The organism is Thauera aminoaromatica, assembly GCF_000021765.1.
GTDB classification, from domain to species: Bacteria; Pseudomonadota; Gammaproteobacteria; order Burkholderiales; family Rhodocyclaceae; genus Thauera; species Thauera aminoaromatica.
This window is the reverse complement of the sequence record NC_011662.2, coordinates 4,262,177-4,288,128: the sequence shown is the minus strand read 5'-3', so window position 1 is coordinate 4,288,128 and position 25,952 is coordinate 4,262,177. Positions and strand designations below refer to the sequence as shown.

The window sequence follows — 25,952 nt, the reverse complement described above, 5'->3', positions numbered from 1 at the left end:
GGGTGCGCGTGCGCGCGCCGCTCGGCGGCAACCGCGGCCTCGATTTCGGCGATGCCTGCTTCTTCAGGGACGCCGTCGTATCCTGCCTCGATCCGCTGGCAAAGCGCGTCGAAACGCGCCTGCATGCGACGAATGCGCTCGAACAGGCGCGCATCGACGAGCGCGGCGACAGGCTTGCCTTGAGGCGAAATCGGCATCTGTCCCCTGTGTGCATTTCCTTGCGGGCGCTTCGCAACAAGCAGCTAAAATCAGATTCCTTACTTCATTACTTTTCGAGGCCGATCATGCTGGCCAAACGTACGAGCAAGAACCAGGTCACCTTGCCCAAGGCCATCGTCCAGCGCGTGGGCGAAACCGACTACTACGACGTCACGGTCCAGGACGGCAAGATCGTGCTGACGCCGGTTCGGCTGCAGCAGGGGGATGCCGTGCGGGCAAAGCTCGAGGCGCTCGGCATCACGCAGGATGACGTCGAGGATGCGATTGCCTGGGCGAGAAAGCACGCATGACGCTGCCGCGCGTCGTGCTCGACACCCACTGCCTGGTGTCGGCGCTGATCTTTTCTCGCAGCCGGTTTGCATGGCTGCGTGAGGCCTGGCAGGGCGGGCGCTGTGTCCCCCTGGCCAGTCATGACACGGTCAGCGAGCTCTTGCGGGTGCTGAATTACCCGAAGTTCAAGCTCGGGCGTGATGAGCAGGAGGCGCTGCTGGCGGAGTTCCTGCCGTATGTCGAGACCGTCCGGATCGAGGCCCCGCCCGATGGGCTGCCGGGCATTCGGGATCCCGACGACCTCATCTTTCTGGTGCTCGCGGTCGTCGCCGAGGCCGATGTCCTTGTCAGTGGCGATGGCGACCTGCATGCGGTCAAAGCGGAATTCAAGGTTCCGATCCTGACGGTGGCGGAGTTTTCGGAGTGGTTGCAGGGGCGGGGTTAGGGTGAGCCTGGGCTCAAATCGTGCAGTTGCTCACGCCACCCGCTGCACCGCCACCCCGACCTCGGACGCCGCCCGTGCCAGGGCTGCCTCCGCAGTGCACAGCCTCGCATTCAGCCGCGCACATACGGCCAGATGCAGCGCATCGCCTGCACGGAGTCCGCTGCGGTAGTCGGCGATCCAGTTCCTTGCGCGCTCGAAATCCGTGCTGTCGATCGGTTCGACGGCGAGTCGCGCATCGGCCAGGCGGTCGAAGCGGGCGAGTCCTTGCTGGTGGAGCGCCGCAGAAACGTCGCCCCTGCGCGCCATGATTCCGGCTGCGCTGGCGAACTCGGTGCGCGTCCATGGGCTGATCAGGATCGTCTCGTTGCCCGCCTCCTCGAGCCACGCGAGCGCCGCTTCGGTGCTGGCGTCGCGAAAGAACAGGGGTAGCAGGATGCAGGTGTCCGCGTACAGCGCCATCAGTAGCGCGCCCCATCGCGGGCTTCGCGCACGACCTCGGCTGCCGTGCGGGCTTGCGGAGCTTGAGCGAGCACGAAGTCGCGCAGCTCGGCGGTGAGGGCTGCGGCGTCGGCGGCGGGTCGCGTGCGTTCGGGCACGATGCGGGCAACGGGCTGACCGCGGCGGGTGATCACGATCTCTTCGCCGGCGATGACCTGATCGACGACGGCGGACAGGTGTGACTTGGTTTCGGCAAGGGTGAGCGTACGCATGATGGCGCCTTGGTGACTATCTGACCAAATGAGTGTACTCGCGTCGGATGAGGGTGTCACGCTCGGGGGCGCGCGCAACTGCGGGGGAGGTCCTGGGGTCTTTCATTTGCTCACGCGTCGTCCAGCCCTGTGGCGGCCGATGCGCAGCGCACGGCTGCGGGTTGTACGGTTTATCTGTACAGATAAAGGAGGCCGCGATGACCATCGAAACCACTTACAGTCAAGCCCGTGAGCAGTTCAAGACCTTGATGGACCGTGCCGTCGATGACCGCGAAGTGGTTGTGGTCCGCCGCCGCTCTGGGGGGGCGGTCGCAATGATTGCTGCCGATGAATTGCAGAGCCTGATGGAAACGGCCCATCTGCTGCGCTCGCCCAGGAATGCCGAGCGTCTGCTGGCGGCCTTGGCGCGCGCCCGATCCGGCGAGGTGGTCCCGACTGCCGTCGATGCCCTCGAGGAGCACTATGGTCTCGAAGCCTGATGCCAGACATGTCGCGGTCTTCCAGCCCGAGTTCCTGGAAGACCTGAGCGACTGGGTGGAGACGGAGCGTCGCACGGCCAAACGGCTGCTGGAGCTGGTCAAGGCGGTGCCGCGCGATCCCTTCAAGGGTATCGGCAGCCCGGAGCCATTGAAGTGTCTGGGCTCGGATGTCTGGTCACGTCGCATCACGCAGGAGCACCGCTGCGTGTACTTGGTGAAGGCTGATCGGATCGAGTTTCTGCAGGGGCGCTATCATTATCGATTTTTGGGGGCTGGGGCCAGGTCTTTCCCCCTCAAGGAAAACCCCTCAGGCTTCGGGTCGCGCCGCATCGATGACACCCACCGGCTGGCCTGCTGCGTCGAAGGCCAGGCGCTGGTGGTGAGCGCCTGCCGCTATCACGACCAGTGAACACTTGGGCTCGGGTCTTACATTTGCTCATCCCCACGTCGATCCGGCGCCCCCGCTGGCCCCCGATCCGCCTAGCCCGCCGGCGGCTGGGTGTCGCGCAGGCTGCTGCGGGCGAACATGCGCTCGGCGAAGGGCACCAGGCCCGGATGGCGGCTGCGCCAATCGATATCCGGGAAGCGCAGGTCGAGGTAGCCGAGCGCGACCGCGACCGCGATGTCGCCGAGCTGCATCGGGCTGCCGTTGAAGGCGTGGCGGCCGTCGAGGCGGCGCTCGAGCTCGGCGAGGCCGCGGTCGATCTTGTCCTTCTGGCGGGCGATCTCGCGTTCGCTGCGCTCGCCGTCGGGGCGGCGCGATTCGAGCAGGGCGGTGACCGCCGCGTCGGTGACGCCGTCGGCGAGCGCCTCGGTCTGCCGCACGCGCACGGCGTCGAGCCCGGCGGGGGGGAGCAGCGCGGGCGAGGCGCCGAGGGTCTCGAGGTAGCCGGCGATGACCGGCGAGTCGAAGAAGGTCTCGCCTTCGTCGGTGATCAGCACCGGCACCTTGCCGAGCGGGTTGAGCTCGGGAATCCGGGTGTTGGCCTCCCAGGGCGAGTCGACCACGAGCTCGAAGGGCAGCGCCTTCTCGGCGAGGATGACGCGGATCTTGCGCGCGTAGGGGCTGGTCAGCGAGGCGAGCAGTTTCATGATGGTGGGTCTCCGGTGGTGGCCGAGCCAGCGTACGCCGCAGGCGGGCGGGGGGAAATCAGGGAAACCGGAAGGATCGCGGCCCGCGTCGCGAGAAGGCCGGCGGGGCGCGGAGGCGGGCGCGGCGCGGATTCGGGGGAGGCGCGGAGTCCGGTGCTGGAATCGCGACTTGCGTCGCTCCTACGGCAATTCTGTAAGCGCCTGGGTTTCGTAGGAGCGACGCAAGTCGCGATTGCCGGCGGCAGTGTTCAGGCGTGCGCGACGTTGCGCGCGATGAGCTCGCGGATCAGGTGCAGCTTGCCGTGGAAGAAGTGGTCGGCGCCGGGGATCACGATGATCGGCTGTTCCTGCGGCCGCGCCCAGTCGAGCACGTTGGCGAGCGCGACGGTGTCGTCGTTCTCGCCGTGGATGACCAGCGCGGGGATGTTCGTCGGCAGCGCCGGGGTGTCGTAGCTGCGGCCGCTGCCGGTGGTCTCGCCCGCGGCCATGCCCACGAGCACGAGCTGGCGCGGCGGCGCGATGCCCTCGGCCAGGCGCTTGGCGACGCGCACCTGTACGTAGCCGCCGAAGGAGAAGCCGCCGAGCGCCAGCGGCAGCGCGCCCCAGCGCGACTCCGCCCAGCTGATCACCGAGAGCATGTCCTCGGTCTCGCCTTCGCCGTGGTCGTGCGTGCCCTCGCTCTGGCCCACGCCGCGGAAGTTGGGGCGGATCACCGCGTAGCCGAGATCGCGGAAGGCGCGCGCGAGCGTGTGCGCGACCTTGTTGGTGTTGGCGCCGCCGAAGAGCGGGTGGGGATGGCACACGAGCGCGATGCCCTTGACCGTGGCGGGGGCGTCGATCAGCGCCTCGATGTTGCCGGCGGGGCCGCGCAGCAGGGCGGACTCGGTGGGCAGCGGGCGGCTCATGCGGCGTCCTCGGGCAGGCGCAGGCGCTGGACCACGCGGCCCTGCATCAGGTGCGAGTCGATGATCTCGTCGATGTCTTCCTTGTCGACGTAGGTGTACCAGACGTTGTCGGGGTAGACGACGATCACCGGACCGTCGTCGCAGCGGCCGAGGCAGCCCGCCTTGTTCACGCGTACGCTGCCCTTGCCCTTGAGGCCGAGCGCGGCGGTGCGTTCCTTGGCGTAGGTCTGCAGCTCGCTCGCCTTGTGGTCGTTGCAACAGGACTCGCCCGGCTGGCGCTGGTTGCAGCAGAAGAAGACGTGGTGTTTGAAGTAGCTCATGGTGGCTCTCTGGGTATCGGGTCGAACGCCGTGCCGGCGCCGATCCGCGGGAACGTCGCGAGATTATAGGCGGCGCTTGCCGCGTGTGCGGCTTGCGGCGGGGTTGTGGCCGCGGGACCTGGCCGCGGGGCCTGGCTGCGGCCGCCGCCCCGATGCCTAGCGGCGGGCTCGGCGGCGCGGAGCCGGCTGCGCGCTCGCAGGGGCGGCCGCGAGGTGCTCGCCCCGCCAGAGCCCGAGCGCCGAGAGGTAGGCCAGCGCGGCGTAGGGCCACAGGCTGTCGACCAGCCCGGTGAGTCCGTGGAAGCTGAACACGTTGCTGAACCCGGCCAGGCGCCGGTCGAAGGGCAGGTAGGGGTTCTCCGGGATCAGGTTCACCAGCGCGGTGGCGAGCAGCAGACTGGTGCCGGCGATCGCGTGCTGGGCCAGGCGCGGCAGCAGCAGCGCGGGCAGCAGCAGCGCGCCGCCGATCACCAGGCCGCGCTCTGCGCCCGGGGTGAGCCAGGCGAGCGGCGCCCCCGGCTCGAAGAAGATCCACGTCGCCAGCGACTTCGCGCCGATGCCGAGGGCGATCACCGCCAACACCGGCAGCGGGCTGGCCCCGCGCGTCATGCAGCGCACGAACAGTCCGATCGCGAGCAGCCCGCTTGCGGTGAGCGCGGTGTCGAAGGCGATGAAGCGCTCGGGGCGGAAGGGCAGCGGCGCAGGGATGCCGAGCAGGCTGCGCAGGTCGCCGCTGGCGAAGACGAGGTCGGTGGCGCCGAGCTGGCCGAGCAGCCACAGCCCGATCAGCACCAGTCCGGCCTCGCCGCTGCGCCCGCCGATCACGCTGCGCGCGCGCCAGCGCTGCAGCCTCCCCTGCGGCCCGAGCAGCGCACTGCCCCAGCGCGCGCCGGCGAGTGCGCCGAGCAGGCCGCCGGCCGCGTTGCCGCCGAGGTCGAGATTGCTCGCCACCCGGCTGGGCAGGTAGTTCTGCAGCGCCTCCAGGCCGAAGCTGAACAGCCCGGCGAGCAGCGCGGCGACGAGCGCCTTGCGCGCGAAGCGCCACTGCGCCGGCAGCGCCGCCGCCAGCAGCAGCCCGAGCGGCAGGTAGCCGAGGATGTTGAAGAGGAGATCTTCGAGGATGAAGTACTTCGGCCATGGCGCCCACAGCCAGTCGAACGCCGGCAAGCCGCTGTTGCGCCAGCCGGTCAGCGGATGCAGGCAGGCATAGGCGACCAGCAGCGCATAGGCGAGCGCGAACGCGGGAGCGAGGGAGGAGGGCGACCGTGCGGCCATGCGCCGCATTGTGCCAGCTGGGCCGGATCGCAGCACCCCGGGACGGGGTGTCCATGCGCTCGAGCTCCGGTGCCACGCTACAGGGTCCTCCGCAGGGGCGATGCAAGTCGCGACTCCGGCGGCGGCACTGCGACTAGCGTCCTTGCCTGCTGCACGCCTGCGATCGCGGCTTGCGCCGCTCCCACGAGAATGCGCCACGCCTCCGATGCCTCTTCGCCGTAGCGATGCAAGTCGCGACTCCGGCGGCGGCGCGCTGGTGCCGCACCGCGCTGGTGCGCTCCGGGCGCAAATGGTGCGCGATTGCGCCTGCACGGAGGGGGCAGTGCCAGCGGAAACGGCGGAAGCCAGGCGTCGCGCGGGCTTGCACGCTTCTTGCTGACACCCGGTGTCGCCCCACTACGCTCCCTGCGAGGCCGCCGTGTCCATCCACGTCAAGCTCAACCACGTCACCCGTTACCGCTACGACCGCCCGGTCGCGCTGTCGCCGCAGGTCGTGCGCCTGCGCCCGGCGCCGCACTGCCGCACGCCCATCCATGCCTACGCGCTGAAGGTCGACCCCGCCGGCCACTTCATCAACTGGCAGCAGGACCCGCAGTCGAACTATCTCGCCCGCCTCGTCTTCCCCGACAAGGCTACCGAACTGCGCATCGAGGTCGACCTGGTGGCCGAGCTGTCGGTCATCAACCCCTTCGATTTCTTCCTCGAACCCGCGGCGGAGAAGATCCCCTTCGCCTACGAGGACGCCCTGCGCGTCGAGCTCGCGCCCTACCTGGCGAAGGCGCCGGCTGCCGCGCTGGGGCCGAAGTTCATCGACTGCCTCGAATCCATCCCGCGCGCGCCGCGGGCCAGCGTGGATTTCCTGGTCGCGCTCAACCAGCGCCTGCAGCAGGACATCCGCTACCTGGTGCGCCTGGAGCCGGGCGTGCAGACGCCGGAAGAGACGCTGACGCTGGCGAGCGGCTCGTGCCGCGACTCGGCCTGGCTGCTGGTGCAGTTGCTGCGCCACCTCGGCCTGGCGGCGCGCTTCGTGTCCGGCTACCTGATCCAGCTCGTGCCGGACGTGAAGTCGCTCGACGGCCCCTCGGGCACCGCGGTGGACTTCACCGACCTGCACGCCTGGTGCGAGGTCTATCTGCCCGGTGCCGGCTGGGTGGGCCTGGATCCGACCTCCGGCTTGTTCGCCGGCGAGGGCCACATCCCGCTCGCCTGCTCGCCCGAGCCCTCGTCGGCGGCGCCGATCACCGGCTTCACCGATGAATGCGAATGCGAGTTCGAGCACCACATGAAGGTCGAGCGCGTGTGGGAGGCGCCGCGCGTCACCAAGCCCTATACCGACGAACAGTGGGCGGCGATCGAGGTGCTGGGCCAGCGCATCGACGCCGACCTGAAGGCCCGCGACGTGCGCCTCACGCAAGGCGGCGAGCCCACCTTCGTGGCACTCGACGACCGCGACGGCGCGGCCTGGAACAGCGACGCGCTCGATCCGCAGAACCGTGATGCCAGCAAGCCGAGCAAGCGCACCCTGGCCGAAAACCTGATGTTCCGCCTCAAGGACCACTATGCGCCGCACGGCCTGCTGCACTTCGGCCAGGGCAAGTGGTATCCGGGCGAGCAGTTGCCGCGCTGGTCGCTCAATTGCTACTGGCGGCGCGACGGCGAGCCGATCTGGCGCAAGCCCGAGCTGTTCGCGCGCGAGCTCTCGGGCACTGCGGTGGACGAGGCCGTGGCGGCGCGCTTCCTCACGCGCGTCGGCGAGCGCCTCGGCGTGGATACGCAGTGGATGATGGCGGCCTTCGAGGACGCCTGGTACTACCTGTGGCGCGAGCGCCGGCTGCCGGCCAACGTCGATCCGCACGATGCGCGCGTCGACGACCCGCTCGAACGCGCGCGGCTCGCCAAGGTCTTCGACCAGGGGCTGAGGCAGGTCGTCGGGCACGTGCTGCCGCTGGTGCGCGATCACGTCGGCGCCGATCGCTGGCAGAGCGGGCCGTGGTTCCTGCGTGCCGAGCGCCTGTACCTGATCCCCGGCGATTCGCCGATCGGCTACCGCCTGCCGCTCGATTCCCAGCCCTGGGCGGGCAAGGGCGACCTGCCCTTGATCCACCCCGCCGACCCCAACCAGCCCTTCCCGACGCTGCCCGCGCACGCCGAGCTGCGCCAGCAGCTGCGGCCGACGGGCACGACGCTCGGCGCCGACAGCGGCCTCGGCTTCCCCTTCGCCGCCCACGGCGGCGGGTGGACGCCGAGCCGTGTCGAACATGCCGGCTTCCATGGGGCGCAGGGCGAGGCCGCGGTGCCGCGGCCCGGCGCGTCCGCGCTGGATCGCCGCGACGAGCGCACCGACCCCGCTCGCCGTCCGGCACCCTTCGAGTCCGCGGCCTGGATCACTCGCAGCGCGCTGTGCGCCGAGCCGCGCGGCGGCCTGCTCCATCTCTTCATGCCCCCGACTGCCGCGCTGGAGGACTACCTCGAGATCGTCACCGCCATCGAGGACACCGCCGCCGAATTCAAGCTGCCGGTGGTGCTCGAAGGCTACGAGCCGCCGTCCGACCCGCGCCTGGCTCACTTCCGCATCACCCCCGACCCGGGCGTCATCGAGGTCAACATCCACCCCGCGGCGAGCTGGGACGAACTCGTCGAGCGCACCGGCACGCTCTACGAGGAGGCTCGGCAGGCGCGCCTGTCGACCGAGAAGTTCATGCTCGACGGCCGTCATACCGGCACCGGCGGTGGCAACCACTTCGTGCTCGGCGGTGCCACGCCGGGCGACTCGCCCTTCCTGCGGCGGCCCGACCTGGTGCGCAGCCTGTTGAGCTACTGGCACAACCACCCCAGCCTGTCCTACCTGTTCTCGGGGCTCTTCATCGGCCCGACCTCGCAGGCGCCGCGGGTGGACGAAGCGCGCCACGACTCGGTGCACGAGCTCGAAGTCGCCTTCCAGCAGATGCCGGAGCCGGGCATCCAGGTGCCGCCGTGGCTCATCGACCGCCTGCTGCGCAACCTGCTGATCGACGCCAGCGGCAACACCCACCGAGCCGAGTTCTGCATCGACAAGCTCTACAGCCCCGACAGCGCCACCGGGCGGCTGGGCCTGCTCGAGCTGCGCGCCTTCGAGATGCCGCCGCACGCGCGCATGAGCCTGGCCCAGCAGCTGCTGCTGCGCGCGCTGATCGCGCGCTTCTGGCAGCAGCCTTATGCCCCGGGTCGGCTGCGGCGCTGGGGTACCGAGCTGCACGACCGCTTCCTGCTGCCGCACTGGGTGGCGGAGGATTTCCGCGACGTCGTCGGCGAGCTGCGCGAATTCGGCTACCCGCTCGAGTTCGACTGGTTCGCGCCGCACTTCGAGTTCCGCTTCCCCAGGTACGGCGAGTTCGCCGCGCGCGGCGTGCGGGTCGAGCTGCGCATGGCGCTCGAGCCCTGGCACGTGATGGGGGAGGAGGGGGCGCCCGGTGGCACGGTGCGCTACGTCGATTCCTCGGTGGAGCGCCTGCAGGTCAAGGTGTCCGGGCTCAACGACGACCGCCACGTGCTGACCTGCAACGGCCGCGCCGTGCCGCTGCAGCCCACCGGCACGGTGGGCGAGTTCGTCGCCGGGGTGCGCTACCGCGCCTGGCAGCCGCCGTCCTGCCTGCACCCGACCATCGGCGTGCACGCGCCGCTGGTGTTCGACCTGGTCGATGGCTGGATGCAGCGCTCGATGGGCGGCTGCGTGTATCACGTGGCGCATCCGGGCGGGCGCAACCACGAGAGCTACCCGGTGAACCCCTACGAGGCCGAAGGCCGCCGCCTGGCCCGCTTCACCACCACCGGTCACACGCCGGGCCGCGTCGCACCCGCGCCCGCCACGCGCAACGCCGATTTCCCCTTCACCCTCGACCTGCGCCGCCAGGGCTGACCCGCCATGCAGGTGCAGCCGCACAGCCCGCCCGCGCTGCTCGCCCGCTACGTCGCGCGGCCCGACCGCTACGACGAGCTCTGCCAACGCATCGGCAGCGTCGTGGTGCTGCGGCCGCACTGGCGGGACTTCTTCCACGGCCTCGCCGCCATGCCCGCCGACGAGCTGTCGGCACGGCGGGCCGCGCTCGGCCGGCAGATCCACGAGAACGGCATCACCTACAACGTGTATGCCGATCCGCGCGGCTTCGCGCGCCCGTGGGAGCTCGACCTGCTGCCCTACATGCTGCCCGCGGCGGAGTGGGCGCAGATCGAGGCCGCGGTGATCCAGCGCGCCACCCTGTTCGACCGCATCCTCGCCGACCTCTACGGCGAGCAGACCCTGCTCGAGCAGGGCCTGGTGCCGCCCGCGCTCATCTATGGCCATAGCGGCTTTCTGCGCCCGCTCGTGGGCGCGCGGCCGGCGGGCGGGCGCTTCCTGCACCTGTACGCGGTGGACCTGGCGCGCTCGCCCGACGGGCGCTGGTGGGTGGTGGCCGACCGCACCCAGGCGCCCTCGGGTGCGGGCTACGCGCTGGAGAACCGCAGCGTGGTCGCGCGCGTGCTGCCCGAGCTCTACCGCGCCGCCGGCGTCGAGCCGCTGGTGCCCTTCTTCGAGGGCTTCCGCGACGGCCTCGTCGAGCTCGCGCCGGCCGACGGTGCGGCGGCCGGGGAAGATCCCCTGATCGTGGTGCTCACGCCCGGGCCCTACAACGAGACCTACTTCGAGCACGCCTTCCTCGCCCGCGAGATGGGTTTCCCGCTCGTCGAGGGCCAGGACCTCACCGTGCGCGACGACAAGGTCTGGTTGCGCACGCTCGAGGGCCTGCGCCGGGTGCATGTGATCCTGCGCCGGGTGGACGACCTGTGGTGCGATCCGCTCGAACTGCGCGAAGACTCCGCGCTCGGCGTCGCCGGCCTGGTGGCGGCGGTGCGTGCCGGCATGGTGACGGTGGCCAACGCGCTCGGCAGCGGCATCCTCGAGACCGGGGCGTTGCTCGGCTACCTGCCGCGGCTGTGCGAGCACCTGCTCGGCAGCAAGCTGCGCATGCCCTCGGTGGCGACCTGGTGGTGCGGCGAGCCGGCGGCCTGCGAATACGCGCTGAAGCACCTGCGCGAGCTGGTGATCAAGCCGGCCTACCCCACCCTGGGTGCGCGGCCGGTGTTCTGCGGCGACCTGCCGGTGGCAGAGCTCGACGCGCTGGCGGCACGGATCGCGCTGCGGCCCTTCGACTTCGTCGCGCAGGAGATGGTCAACCTCTCGCAGGCCCCGGTGCTGGCGGACGAGGCGGGCGGCGCCGGGAACAAGGCGCCCGCGCGCGACGCGCGCGCGCTGGTCGCGCGCAACATCGGGCTGCGCGTGTTCGCGGCGGCGGGGGCGGAGGGGTTTCGCGTGCTGCCGGGCGGGCTCGTCCGGGTGGCCTCGGAGGCCGACATGCGCATCGTGTCGATGCAGCACGGCGGCGGCAGCAAGGACGCCTGGGTGCTCGGCTCGCCGGCGCGGCCGCGTCCGGTGCCGCGCATCGTGCCCGGCCAGCTCGCGCCCTTTGCCGGGGGGGCGCGCGTGCTCGGCCTGTCGAGCCGGGTGGCGGAGAACTTCTTCTGGCTCGGACGCTACAGCGAGCGCGCCGACGCTGCCGCCCGCCTCGGCCGCGAGACGCTGGCGCGCCTGGGCGAGGCCGGCGAGGCCTCGTGGCTGGGCGAGGATGGCAAGGTGACCGCGGCCCTGCAGGCGCTGTGCCGGCAGCGCGGCCTGCTCGCCACCGTGGCGGGGGAGGCCGACGCGGCACCCACACCCCCCGCGCCGCTCGCTCAGGCGCTCTTCGATCCCGCCCAGCCCGGCAGCGTGGTGGCCAACCTGCGCCAGGTGCTGCGCGTCGCAGCCCTGGTGCGCGACCGCCTGTCGCCGGACAGCTGGCGCATCTACAACCGCCTGTCGGAGTTTGCCGCGGCGCCGGCTCAGGCCCCGCGCCTCGGCGAGGCGCTGCAGCGCCTGGACGAGTCGTTGCTGTCGCTGGTGACGCTGTCGGGTTTCGTCATCGAGAGCATGCCGCGCGACGCCGGCTGGCGCTTCCTGTCGATCGGGCGGCGCATCGAGCGCCTGCAGTTTCTCGCCGCCGCGCTGTCGGCGCTGCTGCTCGAGCCCTCGCAAGGCGGGCTCAAGGTGCTGCTCGCGATCACCGACGCCGAGCTGCGCTACCGCAGCCGCCACGCGCGCGGCCTGGCCCCGCAGCCGGTGGCCGAGCTGGTCATGCTCGACGGCGACAACCCGCGCGCGCTGCGCTACCAGCTCGATTCGCTCGCCGAGCACGTCGCCCTGCTGCCCGACGGCGCCGCGCTCGCCGCGCCGCTGCGCGAACGCCTGGCCGCGCTCGACGCGCTCGCGCTGTGCGACTGCTTCGTGCACGAGCTGGCCGGCGCGCGTAGCCGCGCGGCCGCACAGGCGCGCCACTGCGAGCCCCTGCGGCAGGTGCTGGACGACATCTGGCGCGGCGGCAACGAGCTCGCCGATGCGCTGGCGCGGCGCTACTTCACCCACCTCGACGCCCGCAGCCGGGCGACCGTGTCGCTGTAGGGCGGCGGCGATGGCGCTCTACGAGATCCTCCACGACACCACCTACCGCTACGACAGTGCGGTGGCGCTGTCGCAGCAGGTGGCTCACCTGCGCCCGCGCGAATGCGCCGGCCAGCGCACCCTCGCGCACCACCTGGAGATCGCGCCGGCGCCGGCCCGGCGTAGCGAGCGCAGCGACTTCTTCGGCAACCCGGTGACCGCGTTCGCGCTGCACGCGCCGCACACGGAACTCGTCGTGCGCGCACGCAGCCGCATCCGCGTCGACCCGCCGGCCTGGCCCGAGCCGGCGGCGAGTCCGCCCTGGGAGACCGCGCGCGACCACCTGCGCGACGGCCTCTCCGGCCACGCGCCGCTGCGCGCCGACGCGCGCGACGCCGGGCAGTACCGCTTCGCTTCGCCCTTCGTGGCGCTCGGCGACGAGGCGGCGCAGTACGCCGACTATGCGCTGGCGAGCTTCACCCCGGGGCGGCCGGTGCTCGACGCCTTGCTCGCGCTGTCGGCGCGCATCCACGCCGATTTTCGCTTCGACCCCGCGGCGACCAGCGTCGCCACCCCGGTGGCGGAGGTCTTCGCGGCGCGCCGTGGGGTGTGCCAGGACTTCTCCCACCTGATGATCGCCTGTCTGCGCGCGCTCGGCCTGGCCGCGCGCTACGTCTCCGGCTACCTGCTCACCGAGCCTCCGCCGGGCCAGCTGCGCCTGATCGGCGCCGACGCCTCGCACGCCTGGGTGGCGCTGTGGTGCCCGGGCGCGGGCTGGATCGACATCGATCCGACCAACGACCTGCAGCCTGGCAGCGGTCACATCACGCTGGCCTGGGGGCGGGACTACGGCGACGTGTGTCCGCTGCGCGGCGTCATTCTCGGCGGGGGCGGGCACGGCGTCGAGGTCGCGGTGACGGTGATGCCGGTGGAGGAGGGCCCGCCCCCGCGGCGGGGCGGGCGCCCGGCGCGTGCCGCCGACGCACCAGATTGATGCGTCGGCGGCCACCATGGTGCGCACCAGCGCGGTGCCCGCGGGCGTCGACGTGCCCGACCCCGTTGCCGGCGCGGCTTTGCATGTTTCATGGGCTTGGCACGTTTTCTGCTGTAGGCCCTGCGAGGGAGTCGATAAACCATCCGCGCAGAGCACGCCATGAACGCCGCCAAGCCTTTCGATGAGATGCACGCCGCCGACGGCACGATCCGGACGCACTACCAGCCCTACAGCGAGTGGCTCGGGCACACCCCGCGCGAGCTGATCGCGCGCAAGCGCAAGGAGGCCGATCTCGCCTTCCACCGCGTCGGCATCACCTTCAACGTCTATGGCGCCGACGGCGGCAAGGAGCGCCTGATCCCCTTCGACCTGCTGCCGCGCATCATCCCCGGCGACGAATGGCGCACGCTCGAGGCCGGCCTGCGCCAGCGCGTGCGCGCGCTCAACGCCTTCCTCGCCGACATCTACCACGGCCAGGAGATCCTGCGCGCCGGACGCATCCCCGCCGACCAGGTGCTGGACAACGCCCAGTTCCGCCCCGAGATGAAGGGTGTGCACGTGCCCGGCGGGCTGTACGCGATGATCGCCGGCATCGACCTGGTGCGTGCCGCGGGTGCCGACGGCAAGGGCGACTACTACGTGCTGGAGGACAACCTGCGCGTGCCCTCGGGGGTGAGCTACCTGCTGGAGAACCGCAAGATGATGATGCGGCTCTTCCCCGACCTGTTCTCGCGCTACGACGTGCAGCCGGTCGAGCACTACCCCGACCTGCTGCTCGAGACCCTGCGCGCGGTGGCGCCGGCCGGCGTACTCGACCCCACCGCGGTGCTGCTCACCCCGGGCGCCTTCAACAGCGCCTACTTCGAGCACAGCTTCCTCGCCCAGCAGATGGGCATCGAGCTCGTCGAGGGCCAGGACCTCTTCGTCGAGGACGACACCGTGTTCATGCGCACCACCCAGGGGCCGCGGCGGGTGGATGTGATCTACCGGCGGCTGGACGACGACTTCCTCGACCCCGAGGTCTTCCGCGCCGACTCGATGCTCGGTGTGCCGGGCCTGATGTCGGCCTACCGCGCCGGCCGGGTGACGCTGGCCAATGCGGTCGGCACGGGGGTGGCGGACGACAAGTCGATCTACCCCTACGTGCCCGAGATGGTGCGCTTCTACCTCGGCGAGGAGCCGATCCTCAACAACGTCCCGACCTGGATGCTGCGCGAACCCGACGACCTCGCCTACACGCTCGCCCACCTGCCCGAGCTGGTGGTCAAGGAGGTCCATGGCGCCGGCGGCTACGGCATGCTGGTGGGGCCGGCGGCCACCAAGGCCGAGATCGAGGAGTTCCGCCAGCGCATCCTCGCCGCGCCGGAGAAGTACATCGCCCAGCCGACCTTGTCCTTGTCCACCTGCCCGACCTTCGTCGACGCCGGCATCGCGCCGCGCCACATCGACCTGCGACCCTTCGTGCTCTCGGGCGGACGCGAGATCCGCATGGTGCCGGGCGGCCTCACCCGCGTCGCGCTCAAGGCCGGCTCGCTGGTGGTCAACTCCTCGCAGGGCGGGGGCACCAAGGACACCTGGGTGGTGGGCTGAGCCGCCCGCCGCCGCGCAATTGCCAAGGAGAACCCCCATGCTGAGCCGAACCGCAGACCACCTGTACTGGATGGCGCGCTACACCGAGCGCGCCGAGAACACCGTGCGTATGCTCGACGTGTCCTACCGCATGTCGCTGCTGCCCGGGGCCAACGGCGGCGACACCGAGAGCTGGTCCGCCATCCTCGACATCAGCGAACTGTCGGAGGCCTTCGCCCGCACCGGCAGGCCGCTCTCCGCCTGCGACGTGATCGAGTTCGTCGTGCTCGACCGCGACAACCCCTCGAGCGTGTGGAACTGCCTGCGCGCCGCGCGCGAGAATGCGCACGCGGTGCGCGGCACGCTGACCGCCGAGATGTGGGAGACCACCAACGCGACCTGGCTCGAGATCCGCGAGATGACGCCGCAGAAGCTGCGCGCCACCGACCTCGGCGAGTTCTTCGAGTGGGTGAAGTTCCGCTCCCACCTGCTGCGCGGGGTGACCTTCGGCACCATGCTGCACGACGAGGCCTTCAAGTTCGTGCGCCTGGGCACCTTCCTCGAGCGCGCCGACAACACCGCGCGCCTGCTCGACGTGAAGTACCACAGCCTGCTGCCCAAGGCCGAGGGACTCACCAGCTCGACCGACTTCTACCAGTGGGGGGCGCTGCTGCGCTCGGTGTCGGCCTTCGAGACCTACCGCCACGTGTATCGCGACGTGATCACACCCTACAAGGTGGCCGAGCTGCTGATCCTCAACGCCGACATGCCGCGCTCGCTGCACGCCTGCCTGGACGAGATCAACGGCATCCTCGGCGAGATCGCCAGCATCCACTCGGCCGAGGCCGCACGCCAGGCCGGCGAGCTGCACGCGACGCTGCACTACGGGCGCATGGACGACATCTTCGATGCCGGCCTGCATCCCTGGCTGGAGCGCTTCCTGGTGCGCATCAACCGCCTCGGCGACAGCATCGGCGAGAACTTTCTGGTTCCGGTCGCGGCATGACCGGTACGCGGCGTCTTCCGGCCCGGACCCGGGGCCGGGCCAATGAACCGACGGGATCGAACCCATGACCTACTGCGTCGCCATGTGCCTCGACGAGGGGCTGGTCTGCCTGTCCGACTCGCGCACCAACGCGGGCGTGGACCACATCAACACCTTCCGCAAGATGACCGTGTTCGAGCGTGCCGGCGACCGCGTGCTGGTGCTGATGAGCGCCGGCAACCTCGCCATCACCCAGGCGGTGATCAGCCTGCTGCGCGAGCACGCCGCGGTGCAGGACCGCGACAGCCTGTGGAACGCGCCGACCCTGTTCGAGTGCGCCCGCCTGGTCGGCGAGACCATCCGCGGCGTGCATCGCCAGGACGCCGAGGCGCTCAAGCAGTTCGGCGTGGAGTTCAACGCCAGCTTCATCCTCGCCGGGCAGATCGGCGACGAGTCGCCGCGCCTGTTCAACATCTACTCGGCCGGCAACTTCATCGAGGCCTCGATCGACACGCCGTACTTCCAGATCGGCGAGTCGAAATACGGCAAGCCGATCATCGACCGCATCGTCACCAGCAAGACCTCGCTCGACGAGGCCGCCAAGTGCGCGCTGATCTCGATGGACTCGACCATCCGCTCCAACCTGTCGGTGGGCTTGCCGCTCGACCTGCTGATCTACCGCCGCGACGAACTGCGCGTCGCCCGCCACGTCAGCGTGGATTGGGACAACCCTTATTTCGACATGATCCACAAGGAGTGGGGCGCCAGCCTGCGCCAGGTCTTCAACGCGCTGCCCGACCCCGACTGGTCGCGCTGGCCGGGGGAGGATCAGCTGCCGCCGTGCATCGGGGTGGTGTCGTCCTGATCGAAGCAGGCCTGCCAACGGCGCAGCCCTTCTGCCCTGGAATCTCAAGGCGGATGCATGAGGGGCTTTCACCACGTCGAGGGTGATCGGCCCGAGGGGGCGCGCGAGGCGATCTTCAGCCTGGCTGTAAGACCAAAGCCCGATAGTCGGCGAACGGTCGGCAGCTTACGATCAGGACACCTCCCCCCTTCATGTGCCTTCAGGAGCAATGCGATGCGTTTCCCTGCCTATTTGACGGGCATGGCCCTGGCGGCCAGTGTCCTTGCCAATCAAGCGCTGGCCGACGACAAGAAAGATCTGGGCGCCCCGTCCGGTTTCCTCAAGGACACCACCTACGCCAGTATGGAGGAGGTCCGTTCGCCGTCGGGCGAACGCGCCAGGCGCTGGGTCGCCCCGGGGATCTCGTTCGCTCAGTACGACGCCGTGATGGTGGACAAGACGGTCTTCCATCCGGCGCCGCAGCCGACGGAACAGCTGGGCATGGCCACGCTGAACCAGATCGCTGCCGCCCTCGACGAGGCCTTTCGCCGCGAATTGCAGACGGTGGTGCGCGTAGTCGACAAGCCTGGGCCCAATGTCCTGCGAATGCGTCCGGCGGTCACCGCAGCAGCGGCCAAGGACGAGGGTCTGAAGCCTTACCAGCTGCTGCCCGTCGCCTTCGTGCTGACCATGGGCCAGACCACCAAACGCGCTGTTCTGGCTCTCGAATACGAGGTGACCGACACCGCGACCGGCCAGCTCGTTGCCGCTGGCATGCGTGAAGGTGAAGGCGCCAAGCTGAAGACCGTCAAGGACACGCTGACCCTCGAGCAGATGCAACCGGCCATCGACGCCTGGGCCAAGGATGCCGCCGCCTTCATGCAGGCCGCCAAGGCTGCCAACTAGAGGGGGCGACGTGGGCGACCCGGTCGCTGCCGGCATGGCATGCGACCGGGTGGTGACGACGCAGGAGCGGACTTGACATGAGGCAACTCGCCGTCTTCATTCTTGCCCTGCTGTTGGCCCCCTGGTCGGTGGCTGGCTCCGGGTATGTCGGCAGTACCCGCTGCGTCGCCTGCCATCAGGCGGAGGCCGAGGCCTGGCGCGGCTCGCATCACGAGTTGGCGATGGCCGTGGCGGCAACCGACAAGGTCCTGGGCGACTTCAACGACGCCACCTTCACCGCGCATGGCGTGACCTCGCGCTTCTATCGCAAGGACGGCAGCTATTTCGTGCGCACCGATGGCCCGGATGGCAAGTTGCAGGACTACCGGATCAAATACACCTTCGGCTGGACGCCGTTGCAGCAGTACCTGATCGAGTTGCCCAATGGCCATGTCCAGGCGCTGGGCATCGCCTGGGATAGCCGGCCGGCGGCCGTCGGCGGCCAGCGCTGGTTCCATCTTTACCCCAATGAGCCGATGGATCACCGCCATCCGCAGCACTGGACGGCGCGCAGCCAGACCTGGAACCATCAATGTGCCGAGTGTCACTCGACCAATCTGCAGAAGAACTACGACCTGGCGGCCGATCGTTACCGGACGACCTGGAGCGAGATCAACGTCGCCTGCGAGGCCTGTCACGGTGCCGGCGGCAAGCATGCCGACTGGGCCGCACTGCCGGCGGCAAGGCGTCCGGCGGGCGACAAGGGACTGACGGTTTCGCTGGCTGCCGCGGCCACCACCACCTGGGCCTTCGATCCGGCCAGCGCTGCAGCGCAGGTCGAGGCCTGTGCCCGCTGCCATTCGCGGCGCGGGCCGATCTGGTCCGATGACGGCGGTGGCCGCCCGCTGGGCAACAGCCATCGCCTGGCCCTGCTCGAGGAGCGGCTGTACTTTGCCGACGGCCAGATCAAGGACGAGGTCTTCGAGTACGCCTCCTACACGCAGAGCCGGATGCATGCGGCCGGCGTCGCCTGCACCAACTGCCACGAGCCGCACAGCCTGAAGCTGCGGGCCGAGGGCAATGCCCTGTGCGCCAGCTGCCATCCGGCGGCACGCTACGACACCCCGGCGCACCACCATCACCCGGCGGGCAGCCCGGGGGCCAGTTGCACCAGCTGCCATATGCCGCAGCGGGCGTACATGGTCCATGACTGGCGCGCCGACCACAGCATCCGTGTGCCGCGTCCCGATCTCTCCGTCAGGCTGGGCACGCCGAACGCCTGTGCCGGATGCCATGCGCAGCAGGGCCACGAATGGGCGGCCCGTGCCCTTTCCCGGTGGTATCCCGAGAGCCGGATGCGCGGGCCGCATTTTGCCGAAGCCTTCCATGCGGCCGCCACCGGTGCGGCCGACGGGGCTGCCCGCTTGCTGGCGGTGGCGAGCGATCCGCAGCAGCCGGCGATTGTCCGCGGCAGCGCCGCCAGCCGCCTGGCCGGCCTGGGGGCGGTGCCGCCGACGCCCGAGCTGCAGGCCTTGCTGGCGGATCGGCAGCCGCTGGTGCGCGCCGCCTCGTTGCGCTTCCTCGAGGTGGCGGATGCGCGCACCCGCTTCGAGCAGGGCTGGAGCAGCCTGCGCGACAGCGAGCGGACGGTACGCCTCGAGGCTGTCCGGGTTCTTGCCCCGCTGCTGCGCGAGCGACTGCCGGCGGCCCAGCGGGAGGAACTGCTGCGCGGCGTGGCCGAGTACGAAGCTTCGCTTCAGGTCAACGCCGATCTGCCCGAGAGTCATGTCAGCCAGGGGCTGCTCGCCCTGTCGATGGGCGACGGCGAGCAGGCGGAACAGGCCTACCGGACGGCACTGCGGCTGGATGCTCGTTTCGTCCCGGCCTATGTCAACCTGGCCGACCTTTACCGCCTGCAGCAGCGCGAAGGCGAGGGCGAGCACCTGCTGCGCGAGGGCATCGACAGGATCACCTTCGATGCCGACCTGCGCCATACCCTCGGCCTCAATCTGATCCGCCAGCAACGCCGCGGCGAAGCCCTGCAGTGGCTGCGCGAGGCTGCCGAAGCGGAAAGCGCCAATGCCCGCTACAGCTATGTCTATGCCCTGGCCCTGCAGGGCAGTGGCGACGGGGTAGGCGCCCTGCGCATCCTGCGTCAGGCGCAATCGCAGCATCCGGGCAATCGCGATGTCCTTTTCGCCCTGGCGACGATCAGTCGCGACCAGAAGGACATGGTCAGGGCGCGCGCCTATGCCGAGGAATTGCTCGAGCGCTTCCCGGGGGACCGGCAAGCCAAGGCTTTGTGCGAGACCTTGCGGGAGCGATGAGTCTCTCGCCGCGGGCAATCGCTGCCCGCATGCCGCGCGCTACGGCGTTCTGCTGCATCAGGAAGGGAAGGGGTGATACCGATCGGCGCAAGGTTCGTGCTTGGCGCGGCTCGATTCAGGTGTGGAAGCCGGGACGGCCTGAACCGTCCCGGGGGGCTGCGTCAGAAGCGGAAGCTCACGCCCAGGTACAGGCCTTCGTTCTCCATGTCGTAGAGAAAGCCGTCGTCGTCGTAGTCGACGCTGAAATAGCGGTAACCGAAGCTGGCCGAGGTGGTTCTGGACAGATCGTAGTTGGCGCCCAGCGAGGCCTGCCAGGTGAAGTCGGCGCCTACACCGAAGCCGCCGACGTCGCCATAGCCGACCAGCGTCCATTTGTCGTTCAGCCTGTGCTGGGCACGTACACCGATGTAGGGGTCGACCCAGTCCTTGGTGGCGTCGCGCTTCACCTGCACGCCGACCGCGCCGCCGAAGACGCTGGCGTCGACATCGACATCGACGTCGAGCCTGGTGTAGCGGAGCCCGCCGAACAGGTCGACCGGTGACGGGCCCTCGAGCGCCCGGTAGGTCAGCGCGGCGGCCAGCGTGCTTTGCTTGATCCTCGCCTTGGCGTGCAGGTCCGGGGAGCCGCCGAGAACCGCCGGCGAGGCTTCGGCGCTATCCGACAGCTTCATGTAGATGGCGTCGACAAAGACGCCCCAGCGGTTCTTGCGCGCCTCCAGCTGGCCCATCAGGCCGAAGTCCAGGGTGTCCATGATGTCCGAGAACTTCATGTCGACGCTCGTCTTCGGCAGCCTGCCGGCTTGCGTGTCGCCCTTCATGCCGGTGGCCCAGAGATAGGGGGTGACGGCGACGTCCCATTCATCTGCGGCCTGGGCCGCGCCCAGCGGGCCGAGGCCCGCGAGCAGACCGGCCAGGGTCAGCGGCAGTCGGTAAGCGATCTTCCTCATCGTGTTGCTCCTGGTTTCATCATCGACCGACTGATCCGGCGCTTATTTCCTGCCCTTGAACGGACCGTCACCGGTGAGAATGACGCCGTTCTGGCTGGCATAGAGGTCCCACAGCCGGGTCAGCTCCGCGAGCTTGGCCGGCTGGCTGGACGCCAGGTCGCGTGACTCCGTCGGGTCGTCCTTCAGGTTGTACAGCTGCCATTCGCCGGTGCCGCCGGCTGCCTTCAGCAGGGACAGGGCCTTCCAGTCGCCCTGGCGCAGGGCGCGGTTGCCGAACAGCTCCCAGCCGATCCATTCGTCGGCGCTGCGGATGTCCTGCGCCTTGCCGACGAGGACAGGCTGCATCGACTTGCCGGTCAGCGGTGCCTGATCGCTTCCTCCGCGCTGCGACGGGTGGCTGACGCCGGCAAGTTCGAGGAGTGTCGGTACGACATCGGTCACGTGCAGGACGGCCCGGGTGGTCTGGCCGTCGGAGACGACGCCGGGACCGGCGGCGATCAGCGGCGAGCGGATGCCGCCCTCGGCGGTGTAGTGCTTGAAGTAGTTGAAGGGGGTCGAGCCGACCTGGGCCCAGGCGGCGCCGTAGTCACAGACGGACATCTTGCGGCCGCAGTTTTCCGGCCTGGTGTCCCAGTTCTTCTCCAGCCAGACCTTCATCGCCGGATCGACCGAGGCCGCGAGCTCGAGCAGTTCGACCGGTTCGGCGCCGTTGTCGGAGAAGAACAGCACCAGCGTGTTGTCGAGCTGGCCGTTGGCCTTCAGGTGGCCGAGGACGCGGCCGATGTGGTGGTCCATGTTGGCCACCATCGCCGCATAGACTTCCATCTTGCGGGCGGAAATCTTCTTCTGCTCGGGCGTCAGGCTGTCCCACGCGGGCACGTTGGGCATGCGCGGTGCCAGGCTGACGTCGGCGCCGACCAGTCCCATCGCCTTCATCCGCGCCAGGCGCTCGGCGCGCAGTGCATCGTAGCCCTGGTCGTAGCGTCCCTTGTACTTGTCGATCCAGTCGTCCGGCAGGGCGAAGGGGCTATGCACCGCCTGGTAGGAGAGATAGGCGAAGAAGGGCTTGCCGTCGGCCTTGTTCTCGTCGATCGACTGCGTGATGAAATCGCTGAAGGCCGCCGTCGAGAAGTGGTCGTCGGGCAGCTTGTCGAGCAGCTTGCCGTTGCGCGTGAAGGTCAGGTTCGGATGCTGGGGGTTGGGATAACCCATATCCGACCAGTGGCTGCCGCCACCCTGCATCAGGGTGAAGTCGCGCTCGAAGCCCTGGTCGGCCGGCCACTGTCCCTTCTCCTCGCCGAGGTGCCATTTGCCGGCCATGTAGGTGTGGTAGCCGGAATCGCGCAACAGGGTGGCGATGCTGGTCATGCGCTGGTTCAGATGGCCTTCGTAGCCGGGCTTGCCCTTCTGCTGCGGCCCCGTGTACTCGGACATGACGCCAAAGCCGGCGACGTGGTTGTCGGTGCCGGTGAGCAGCATCGAGCGGGTCGGCGAGCAGGTCGGGGCGACGTAGAAATTGGTCGCGCTCAGGCCGCGCTGGGCCAGCGCGTCGATGTTCGGGGTCTCGATCTCGCCGCCGAAGGCGCCGACATCGGAATAGCCCATGTCGTCGGCAACGATCAGCAGGATATTGGGTTTCTTGGCCGGCTCGGCAGCACTGGCCTGGGGGGCGCCATGCAACAAGCCGAGGCCGGCTGCCATCAGCATCCCGGCGCAGGCGGCGAGTTTCCGCCAGCGACTGCCCGGGGACGGGTTGGGGGTGTTGCGGGGAATGGTCATTGTTTTCTCCTTCCGTCGAAGACGGTCCGGGGTGGACCGATGCGCCGGAGAGCGCACACGCGCTCCACCCGGCATGGAGGAGAAGGTTATGCGCCGGGGCTGGGGCGAGAAATCAGACCTTGGTCTTACCGCCGGACGAGCCGGCGATCCGTCCGCCAGCAGCCCGGGCGGCGATTGGCAGGGTTCACGCGACAGGCACCACGAAGTGGAAGACCGCGCCGCCGTCCTGCCGGTTTTCAGCCCAGAGCCGGCCGCCGTGAGCCTGGATGATGGTCCGGCAGATCGACAGGCCCAAGCCCAGGCCCTTGGCCTTGGTGGTGACGAAGGGCTCGAAGATGCGCTCCATGTCCTCGGCGCCGATGCCGCTGCCGCGGTCGGCCACGGAGACGATGACGTTGCCGGCCTCGCATACGGTGCGGACGGTCAGCGCCGGCAGCGCGTCGACGGCCTCGATGGCATCGCAGGCGTTGTTCAGCAGGTTCAGGAGGACCTGCTGCAATTGCACCTCGTCGCCATAGACAGGAGGCAGGTCCGGCGACAACTCGAGCTTGATGGTGATCCCGCGGGAAACGCGGTCGCTGTTGGTCAGCCGCAGGACCTCGCTGACCACCTCGTTGAGGTCGAGCCACTGCCGCGTCGAGTCGTCCTTCTTTAGCAACCGCCGCAGGCGCCGGATGATGTCGCCGGCACGGCGGTCGGCCTTGACGATGTCGTCGAGGATGGGGCCGATCTCGTCGGCGCTCACCACGCCGCGGGCGATGAACAGCTGGGCCGCCTGGGCATTGCTGAGGATCGAGGTCAGCGGCTGGTTCAGCTCATGGGCGAGAGCGCCGGAAAGCTCGCCCAGCATGGCGACGCGCGACAGGTGCGCGAGTTCGTCGCGCTGGCGGTTGGCCAGTCTCTCGATCTCGTCCTGGCGCTGCTCCGCCAGCTTGCGCTCGGTGGCATCGAGGACGACGCCGAGCAGCTTGGTCGGCTTGCCGCTGGCGCTGTATTCGGCCTGCCCCCAGGCGTGCATCCAGCGGGTGTCGCCGGAGGGCAGGACGATGCGGTATTCCTTCTCGTAGCGGCGATGGTTGGCGAGGGCATCGTGGACGGCGGTGACGACTGCGGCTCTCTCCTCGGGATGGATGCGCTGGCTGAACCTGTCGAAGTCCACGCGCTCGCCGGGCAGAAAGGAAAACATCGCATAGCCGGTGTCGTTGGCCCAGAAGACGTCGCGCTCGATGTCCCATTCCCAGAGCCCGAGGCGCGCGGCATGGACGGCCAGCTCCATCCGCTGTTCGCTCTCGCGCAGCTGGATGGCCAGGTGCACCGAGCGGAAGACATCGAAGCCCAGCTGATAGGACATGACCAGGACGATGCCGAGAAAGCTGATGCTGATCAGATATGGCGAGGATGCCAGTCCGGCGTGCAGCAGCGTGGCATGGCCCGCGGCGATGAGGAAGAACAGGATGGTGCCGCCACCGACCAAAAGGGCGCGCCGCCGGGTCAGAGCGTCGCCGCGGCGCCAGGCGGAATGGGTTGCGTCGGCGAGAAAGAGGACCAGCAGGATGTCGGCGAGGTTGTTGACCAGCCAGTGGAAGGGCCCCGGGACGCCGACCGGCATGGCGATGCTGTCGCCGAACATGGTCGCCTGTTGCTGGAGCTCGGTGATCTCCGAATAGACGACATTGGCCCCGAACAGGAAGTTGAGCGGGATGCCGAGCAGCCGCAGGCCGCAGACGCTCCAGAACAGCCAGTCGCGGCCTGCGCGCAGGTGCCAGCGGATGAACGCGGCCAGGAGGATGACCCCGATCGGGACCACGACCATCATCCAGCGCAGGGTGTCGCCGTAGGCCTCGGGCGTCGTCGCCCGCATCAGCGACCACTCGCCGAACGTGTAAAACCAGACGCAGACGGCGAACAGGGCGAAAGCCAGGTAATCGCGCTGGGCCCGAAGGTGAATCCAGATGAAGAAAAAGATGACCGCCAGCGTCAAGCTGGTGGCGGCCATCATCGGCCAGATTACGTCGATCAGGTTCAAGCCCGGCATGTCCCGGAATGTAACGCCAAGCGGGTGGCCTACCAAGCCTGTTCCGGACTATCGGCGGGCCGCCGGGTCTCCCGTCACCCACTTGATGGCATCGAGCAGTGCCAGGCCATCTACCGGCTTGTGAAAGAAGAAGCGGGCGCCCAGCTGGCGGGCCAGGCGAACGGTCTCCTCGTCGTCGCGGGCAGAGATGGCGATCAAGGGAATATCGGCAAGTCGCGCCCGCAGTCTTTCCTGCGGCTTGATGCCGAGTCTGCCGGTGGGCGTGATGTCGATCAGGACGCAGTCGGGAACGGCCTGATGCAGGTGGGTCAGCAGGGACTCGCCGTCGGCAAAGCTCAGCGGCGAGTGGCCGGCGGAACGCATCAGCCGTGCCAGCCCGCATCTGACCATCTCGTCGTCATCGACGATGTGAATGCTCAGGGCGTTCGAACCATCGCGCATGCATGAGCTCCTGCCGGCCCGGTGATCGATCCTCCGCAGTCAACGCCACCCGATGTAGGCCACACCAATGCCGCCGATGACCTGGTTCTCGCTGCCGCGCTGGTCGACCAGGGGGCTGTCGGCGGCATCGCCGGTGATCCGACCGTAGCGCAGGCCGGCGCCGAGCACCCATTCCTTGCTCAGGTAAAGGGCTGTTCCCAGGTTTATGTAGGCCTCGTGTACGCCGCTGTCTGCCTTGTAGGCCGGGAGGGGCGCGCTGCCCACGTTGTCCGCATTGATGCCGAAGTAGTGATCGTTGTACTTGCGGTTGCCGTACATGAAGCCGGCGCCGACATGCACGTCCACGGCGCGGTGCACCTGGCGCCAGTAGCGGGCCGAGAGCCTTGCGCGCAGGCCGTCGCTTTCGCCGCCGGCATCCTGCAGCAGCATGCCGCCGACGATCAGGCGATTGCGCGGGTTGGCGGCATCGACCCAGGCGATGTCGCCGAAGACGCCGAGTTCGACGGTGCCGTCGATGTCCCTCATCTGGCGGACCACGTCGTCCTCGACGTCGCTGTCCCGGCCGAAGTGGTAGTTGATCACCGGCCCGAAGCGATATTTCTGGCTGTCGACCAGGTTGAGGCTCAATTCGTTGGCGAACAGTTGCACGTAGCGCTGCTGGCCGGCGAAGGTGTAGCGGGCGTAGGGGGCGACGCCGCCGCTGCGATCGTCCGAGCCCTTGTAATCCGGGACGCTGCCGGCGCCCAAGCCAATGAAGGCAGGCGTTTGCTCGAGTTCGAGAAAGCCTTGCGCCCCGTGCTGCGGTGATGTTGCCGGTAACCATCGTCACGAACGCGGCCAGGCCAACAAGCAGCTTGCCGGAATGTCGCATCATGTCTCTCCAGGAGGTCAGGGAGAACCGATGGTAGGCGGGCCGCCGCCCGACCGTAATCGCCTCTTGGTCT

The 25,952-nt window shown here is 69.3% G+C and carries 23 protein-coding genes; 12 read left to right on the top strand and 11 right to left on the bottom strand.

All coding sequences use genetic code 11. The features are described from left to right. The first annotated feature begins 8 nt into the window (after nucleotides 1–8). Together TMZ1T_RS21690 and TMZ1T_RS18845 are read left to right on the top strand one after the other, a co-directional pair. Complete coding sequence (locus TMZ1T_RS21690) at nucleotides 9–509, top strand: AbrB/MazE/SpoVT family DNA-binding domain-containing protein (protein WP_261789087.1); 501 nt, start codon at nucleotides 9–11, stop codon at nucleotides 507–509. After that, nucleotides 506–934, top strand: coding sequence for a putative toxin-antitoxin system toxin component, PIN family (locus TMZ1T_RS18845; RefSeq protein WP_012586204.1), 429 nt, complete (start codon nucleotides 506–508; stop codon nucleotides 932–934). The genes TMZ1T_RS21690 and TMZ1T_RS18845 overlap by 4 nt, the downstream gene beginning before the upstream one ends. 30 nt (nucleotides 935–964) lie before the next feature. Here the strand turns inward: TMZ1T_RS18845 and TMZ1T_RS20740 are convergent, their stop codons facing one another. Together TMZ1T_RS20740 and TMZ1T_RS18835 are read right to left on the bottom strand one after the other, a co-directional pair. Continuing rightward, on the bottom strand, nucleotides 965–1,393 hold the full coding sequence (locus TMZ1T_RS20740) for a type II toxin-antitoxin system VapC family toxin (RefSeq protein ID WP_012586203.1): 429 nt from the start codon (nucleotides 1,391–1,393) through the stop codon (nucleotides 965–967). Further along, a complete protein-coding gene (locus TMZ1T_RS18835; protein ID WP_012586202.1) occupies nucleotides 1,393–1,644 on the bottom strand; it encodes a type II toxin-antitoxin system Phd/YefM family antitoxin in 252 nt (83 codons plus the stop codon). The genes TMZ1T_RS20740 and TMZ1T_RS18835 overlap by 1 nt, the downstream gene beginning before the upstream one ends. 197 nt (nucleotides 1,645–1,841) lie before the next feature. Here TMZ1T_RS18835 and TMZ1T_RS18830 point away from each other — a divergent pair, with 197 nt between their 5' ends. Beyond that, nucleotides 1,842–2,123: a type II toxin-antitoxin system Phd/YefM family antitoxin gene (locus TMZ1T_RS18830; RefSeq protein WP_012586201.1), complete on the top strand. Its 282-nt coding sequence runs from the start codon at nucleotides 1,842–1,844 to the stop codon at nucleotides 2,121–2,123. Next, entirely contained in the window at nucleotides 2,107–2,532 is a 426-nt protein-coding gene (locus tag TMZ1T_RS21685) for a Txe/YoeB family addiction module toxin (RefSeq protein WP_012586200.1), read from the top strand. The genes TMZ1T_RS18830 and TMZ1T_RS21685 overlap by 17 nt, the downstream gene beginning before the upstream one ends. A 71-nt stretch (nucleotides 2,533–2,603) precedes the next feature. On the opposite strand, the gene TMZ1T_RS18820 is transcribed toward TMZ1T_RS21685, so the two are convergent. From TMZ1T_RS18820 to TMZ1T_RS18805, 4 genes are all read right to left on the bottom strand, one after another. After that, nucleotides 2,604–3,215 carry a glutathione S-transferase gene (locus tag TMZ1T_RS18820; RefSeq protein ID WP_012586199.1) on the bottom strand — a complete coding sequence of 204 codons (612 nt, stop codon included), beginning with the start codon at nucleotides 3,213–3,215 and terminating at the stop codon, nucleotides 2,604–2,606. A 248-nt stretch (nucleotides 3,216–3,463) separates the two neighbouring features. Continuing rightward, nucleotides 3,464–4,120, bottom strand: a complete 657-nt coding sequence (locus TMZ1T_RS18815) for an alpha/beta hydrolase (RefSeq protein WP_012586198.1) — start codon at nucleotides 4,118–4,120, stop codon at nucleotides 3,464–3,466. Further along, on the bottom strand, nucleotides 4,117–4,440 hold the full coding sequence (locus tag TMZ1T_RS18810) for a (2Fe-2S) ferredoxin domain-containing protein (RefSeq protein WP_012586197.1): 324 nt from the start codon (nucleotides 4,438–4,440) through the stop codon (nucleotides 4,117–4,119). Before TMZ1T_RS18810 ends, TMZ1T_RS18815 begins: the two co-directional genes overlap by 4 nt. A gap of 156 nt (nucleotides 4,441–4,596) precedes the next feature. Continuing rightward, on the bottom strand, nucleotides 4,597–5,715 hold the full coding sequence (locus TMZ1T_RS18805; protein ID WP_041589710.1) for a VanZ family protein: 1,119 nt from the start codon (nucleotides 5,713–5,715) through the stop codon (nucleotides 4,597–4,599). A gap of 418 nt (nucleotides 5,716–6,133) precedes the next feature. Between TMZ1T_RS18805 and TMZ1T_RS18800 the strand changes: the two genes are divergently transcribed. The 8 genes from TMZ1T_RS18800 (at nucleotide 6,134) to TMZ1T_RS18765 (ending at nucleotide 19,806) form a co-directional block, all read left to right on the top strand. Continuing rightward, the gene (locus TMZ1T_RS18800; protein ID WP_012586195.1) at nucleotides 6,134–9,610 is read left to right on the top strand and encodes a transglutaminase family protein; all 3,477 of its coding nucleotides are present in this window, start codon (nucleotides 6,134–6,136) and stop codon (nucleotides 9,608–9,610) included. 6 nt (nucleotides 9,611–9,616) lie between these two features. Beyond that, nucleotides 9,617–12,223: a circularly permuted type 2 ATP-grasp protein gene (locus tag TMZ1T_RS18795; protein WP_012586194.1), complete on the top strand. Its 2,607-nt coding sequence runs from the start codon at nucleotides 9,617–9,619 to the stop codon at nucleotides 12,221–12,223. Between the two features lie 10 nt (nucleotides 12,224–12,233). Further along, on the top strand, nucleotides 12,234–13,196 hold the full coding sequence (locus tag TMZ1T_RS18790; RefSeq protein WP_012586193.1) for a transglutaminase family protein: 963 nt from the start codon (nucleotides 12,234–12,236) through the stop codon (nucleotides 13,194–13,196). Between the two features lie 159 nt (nucleotides 13,197–13,355). Next, nucleotides 13,356–14,786 carry a circularly permuted type 2 ATP-grasp protein gene (locus TMZ1T_RS18785; protein WP_004300305.1) on the top strand — a complete coding sequence of 477 codons (1,431 nt, stop codon included), beginning with the start codon at nucleotides 13,356–13,358 and terminating at the stop codon, nucleotides 14,784–14,786. Between the two features lie 37 nt (nucleotides 14,787–14,823). Next, on the top strand, nucleotides 14,824–15,771 hold the full coding sequence (locus tag TMZ1T_RS18780) for an alpha-E domain-containing protein (RefSeq protein WP_004300303.1): 948 nt from the start codon (nucleotides 14,824–14,826) through the stop codon (nucleotides 15,769–15,771). A 64-nt stretch (nucleotides 15,772–15,835) separates the two neighbouring features. Next, complete coding sequence (locus tag TMZ1T_RS18775) at nucleotides 15,836–16,615, top strand: proteasome-type protease (protein ID WP_004300301.1); 780 nt, start codon at nucleotides 15,836–15,838, stop codon at nucleotides 16,613–16,615. A 213-nt stretch (nucleotides 16,616–16,828) separates the two neighbouring features. After that, entirely contained in the window at nucleotides 16,829–17,500 is a 672-nt protein-coding gene (locus tag TMZ1T_RS18770; RefSeq protein WP_004300300.1) for a DUF3313 domain-containing protein, read from the top strand. A gap of 77 nt (nucleotides 17,501–17,577) precedes the next feature. Then, nucleotides 17,578–19,806 (top strand): tetratricopeptide repeat protein, encoded by a 2,229-nt coding sequence (locus tag TMZ1T_RS18765; protein WP_012586192.1) that lies wholly within the window; start codon nucleotides 17,578–17,580, stop codon nucleotides 19,804–19,806. Nucleotides 19,807–19,967: 161 nt separating this feature from the next. On the opposite strand, the gene TMZ1T_RS18760 is transcribed toward TMZ1T_RS18765, so the two are convergent. The 5 genes from TMZ1T_RS18760 to TMZ1T_RS18740 all read right to left on the bottom strand — a co-directional run bounded on the left by TMZ1T_RS18760 (nucleotide 19,968) and on the right by TMZ1T_RS18740 (nucleotide 25,755). Next, the gene (locus TMZ1T_RS18760; protein ID WP_012586191.1) at nucleotides 19,968–20,753 is read right to left on the bottom strand and encodes an outer membrane beta-barrel protein; all 786 of its coding nucleotides are present in this window, start codon (nucleotides 20,751–20,753) and stop codon (nucleotides 19,968–19,970) included. Between the two features lie 42 nt (nucleotides 20,754–20,795). Beyond that, nucleotides 20,796–22,532, bottom strand: coding sequence for an arylsulfatase (locus TMZ1T_RS18755; RefSeq protein WP_012586190.1), 1,737 nt, complete (start codon nucleotides 22,530–22,532; stop codon nucleotides 20,796–20,798). A 184-nt stretch (nucleotides 22,533–22,716) separates the two neighbouring features. After that, a complete protein-coding gene (locus TMZ1T_RS18750; protein ID WP_004300292.1) occupies nucleotides 22,717–24,567 on the bottom strand; it encodes an ATP-binding protein in 1,851 nt (616 codons plus the stop codon). Between the two features lie 48 nt (nucleotides 24,568–24,615). After that, nucleotides 24,616–25,008 carry a response regulator transcription factor gene (locus TMZ1T_RS18745; protein WP_012586189.1) on the bottom strand — a complete coding sequence of 131 codons (393 nt, stop codon included), beginning with the start codon at nucleotides 25,006–25,008 and terminating at the stop codon, nucleotides 24,616–24,618. Nucleotides 25,009–25,047: 39 nt separating this feature from the next. Further along, nucleotides 25,048–25,755, bottom strand: coding sequence for a MipA/OmpV family protein (locus TMZ1T_RS18740; protein WP_012586188.1), 708 nt, complete (start codon nucleotides 25,753–25,755; stop codon nucleotides 25,048–25,050). Between the last annotated feature and the right edge of the window lie 197 nt (nucleotides 25,756–25,952).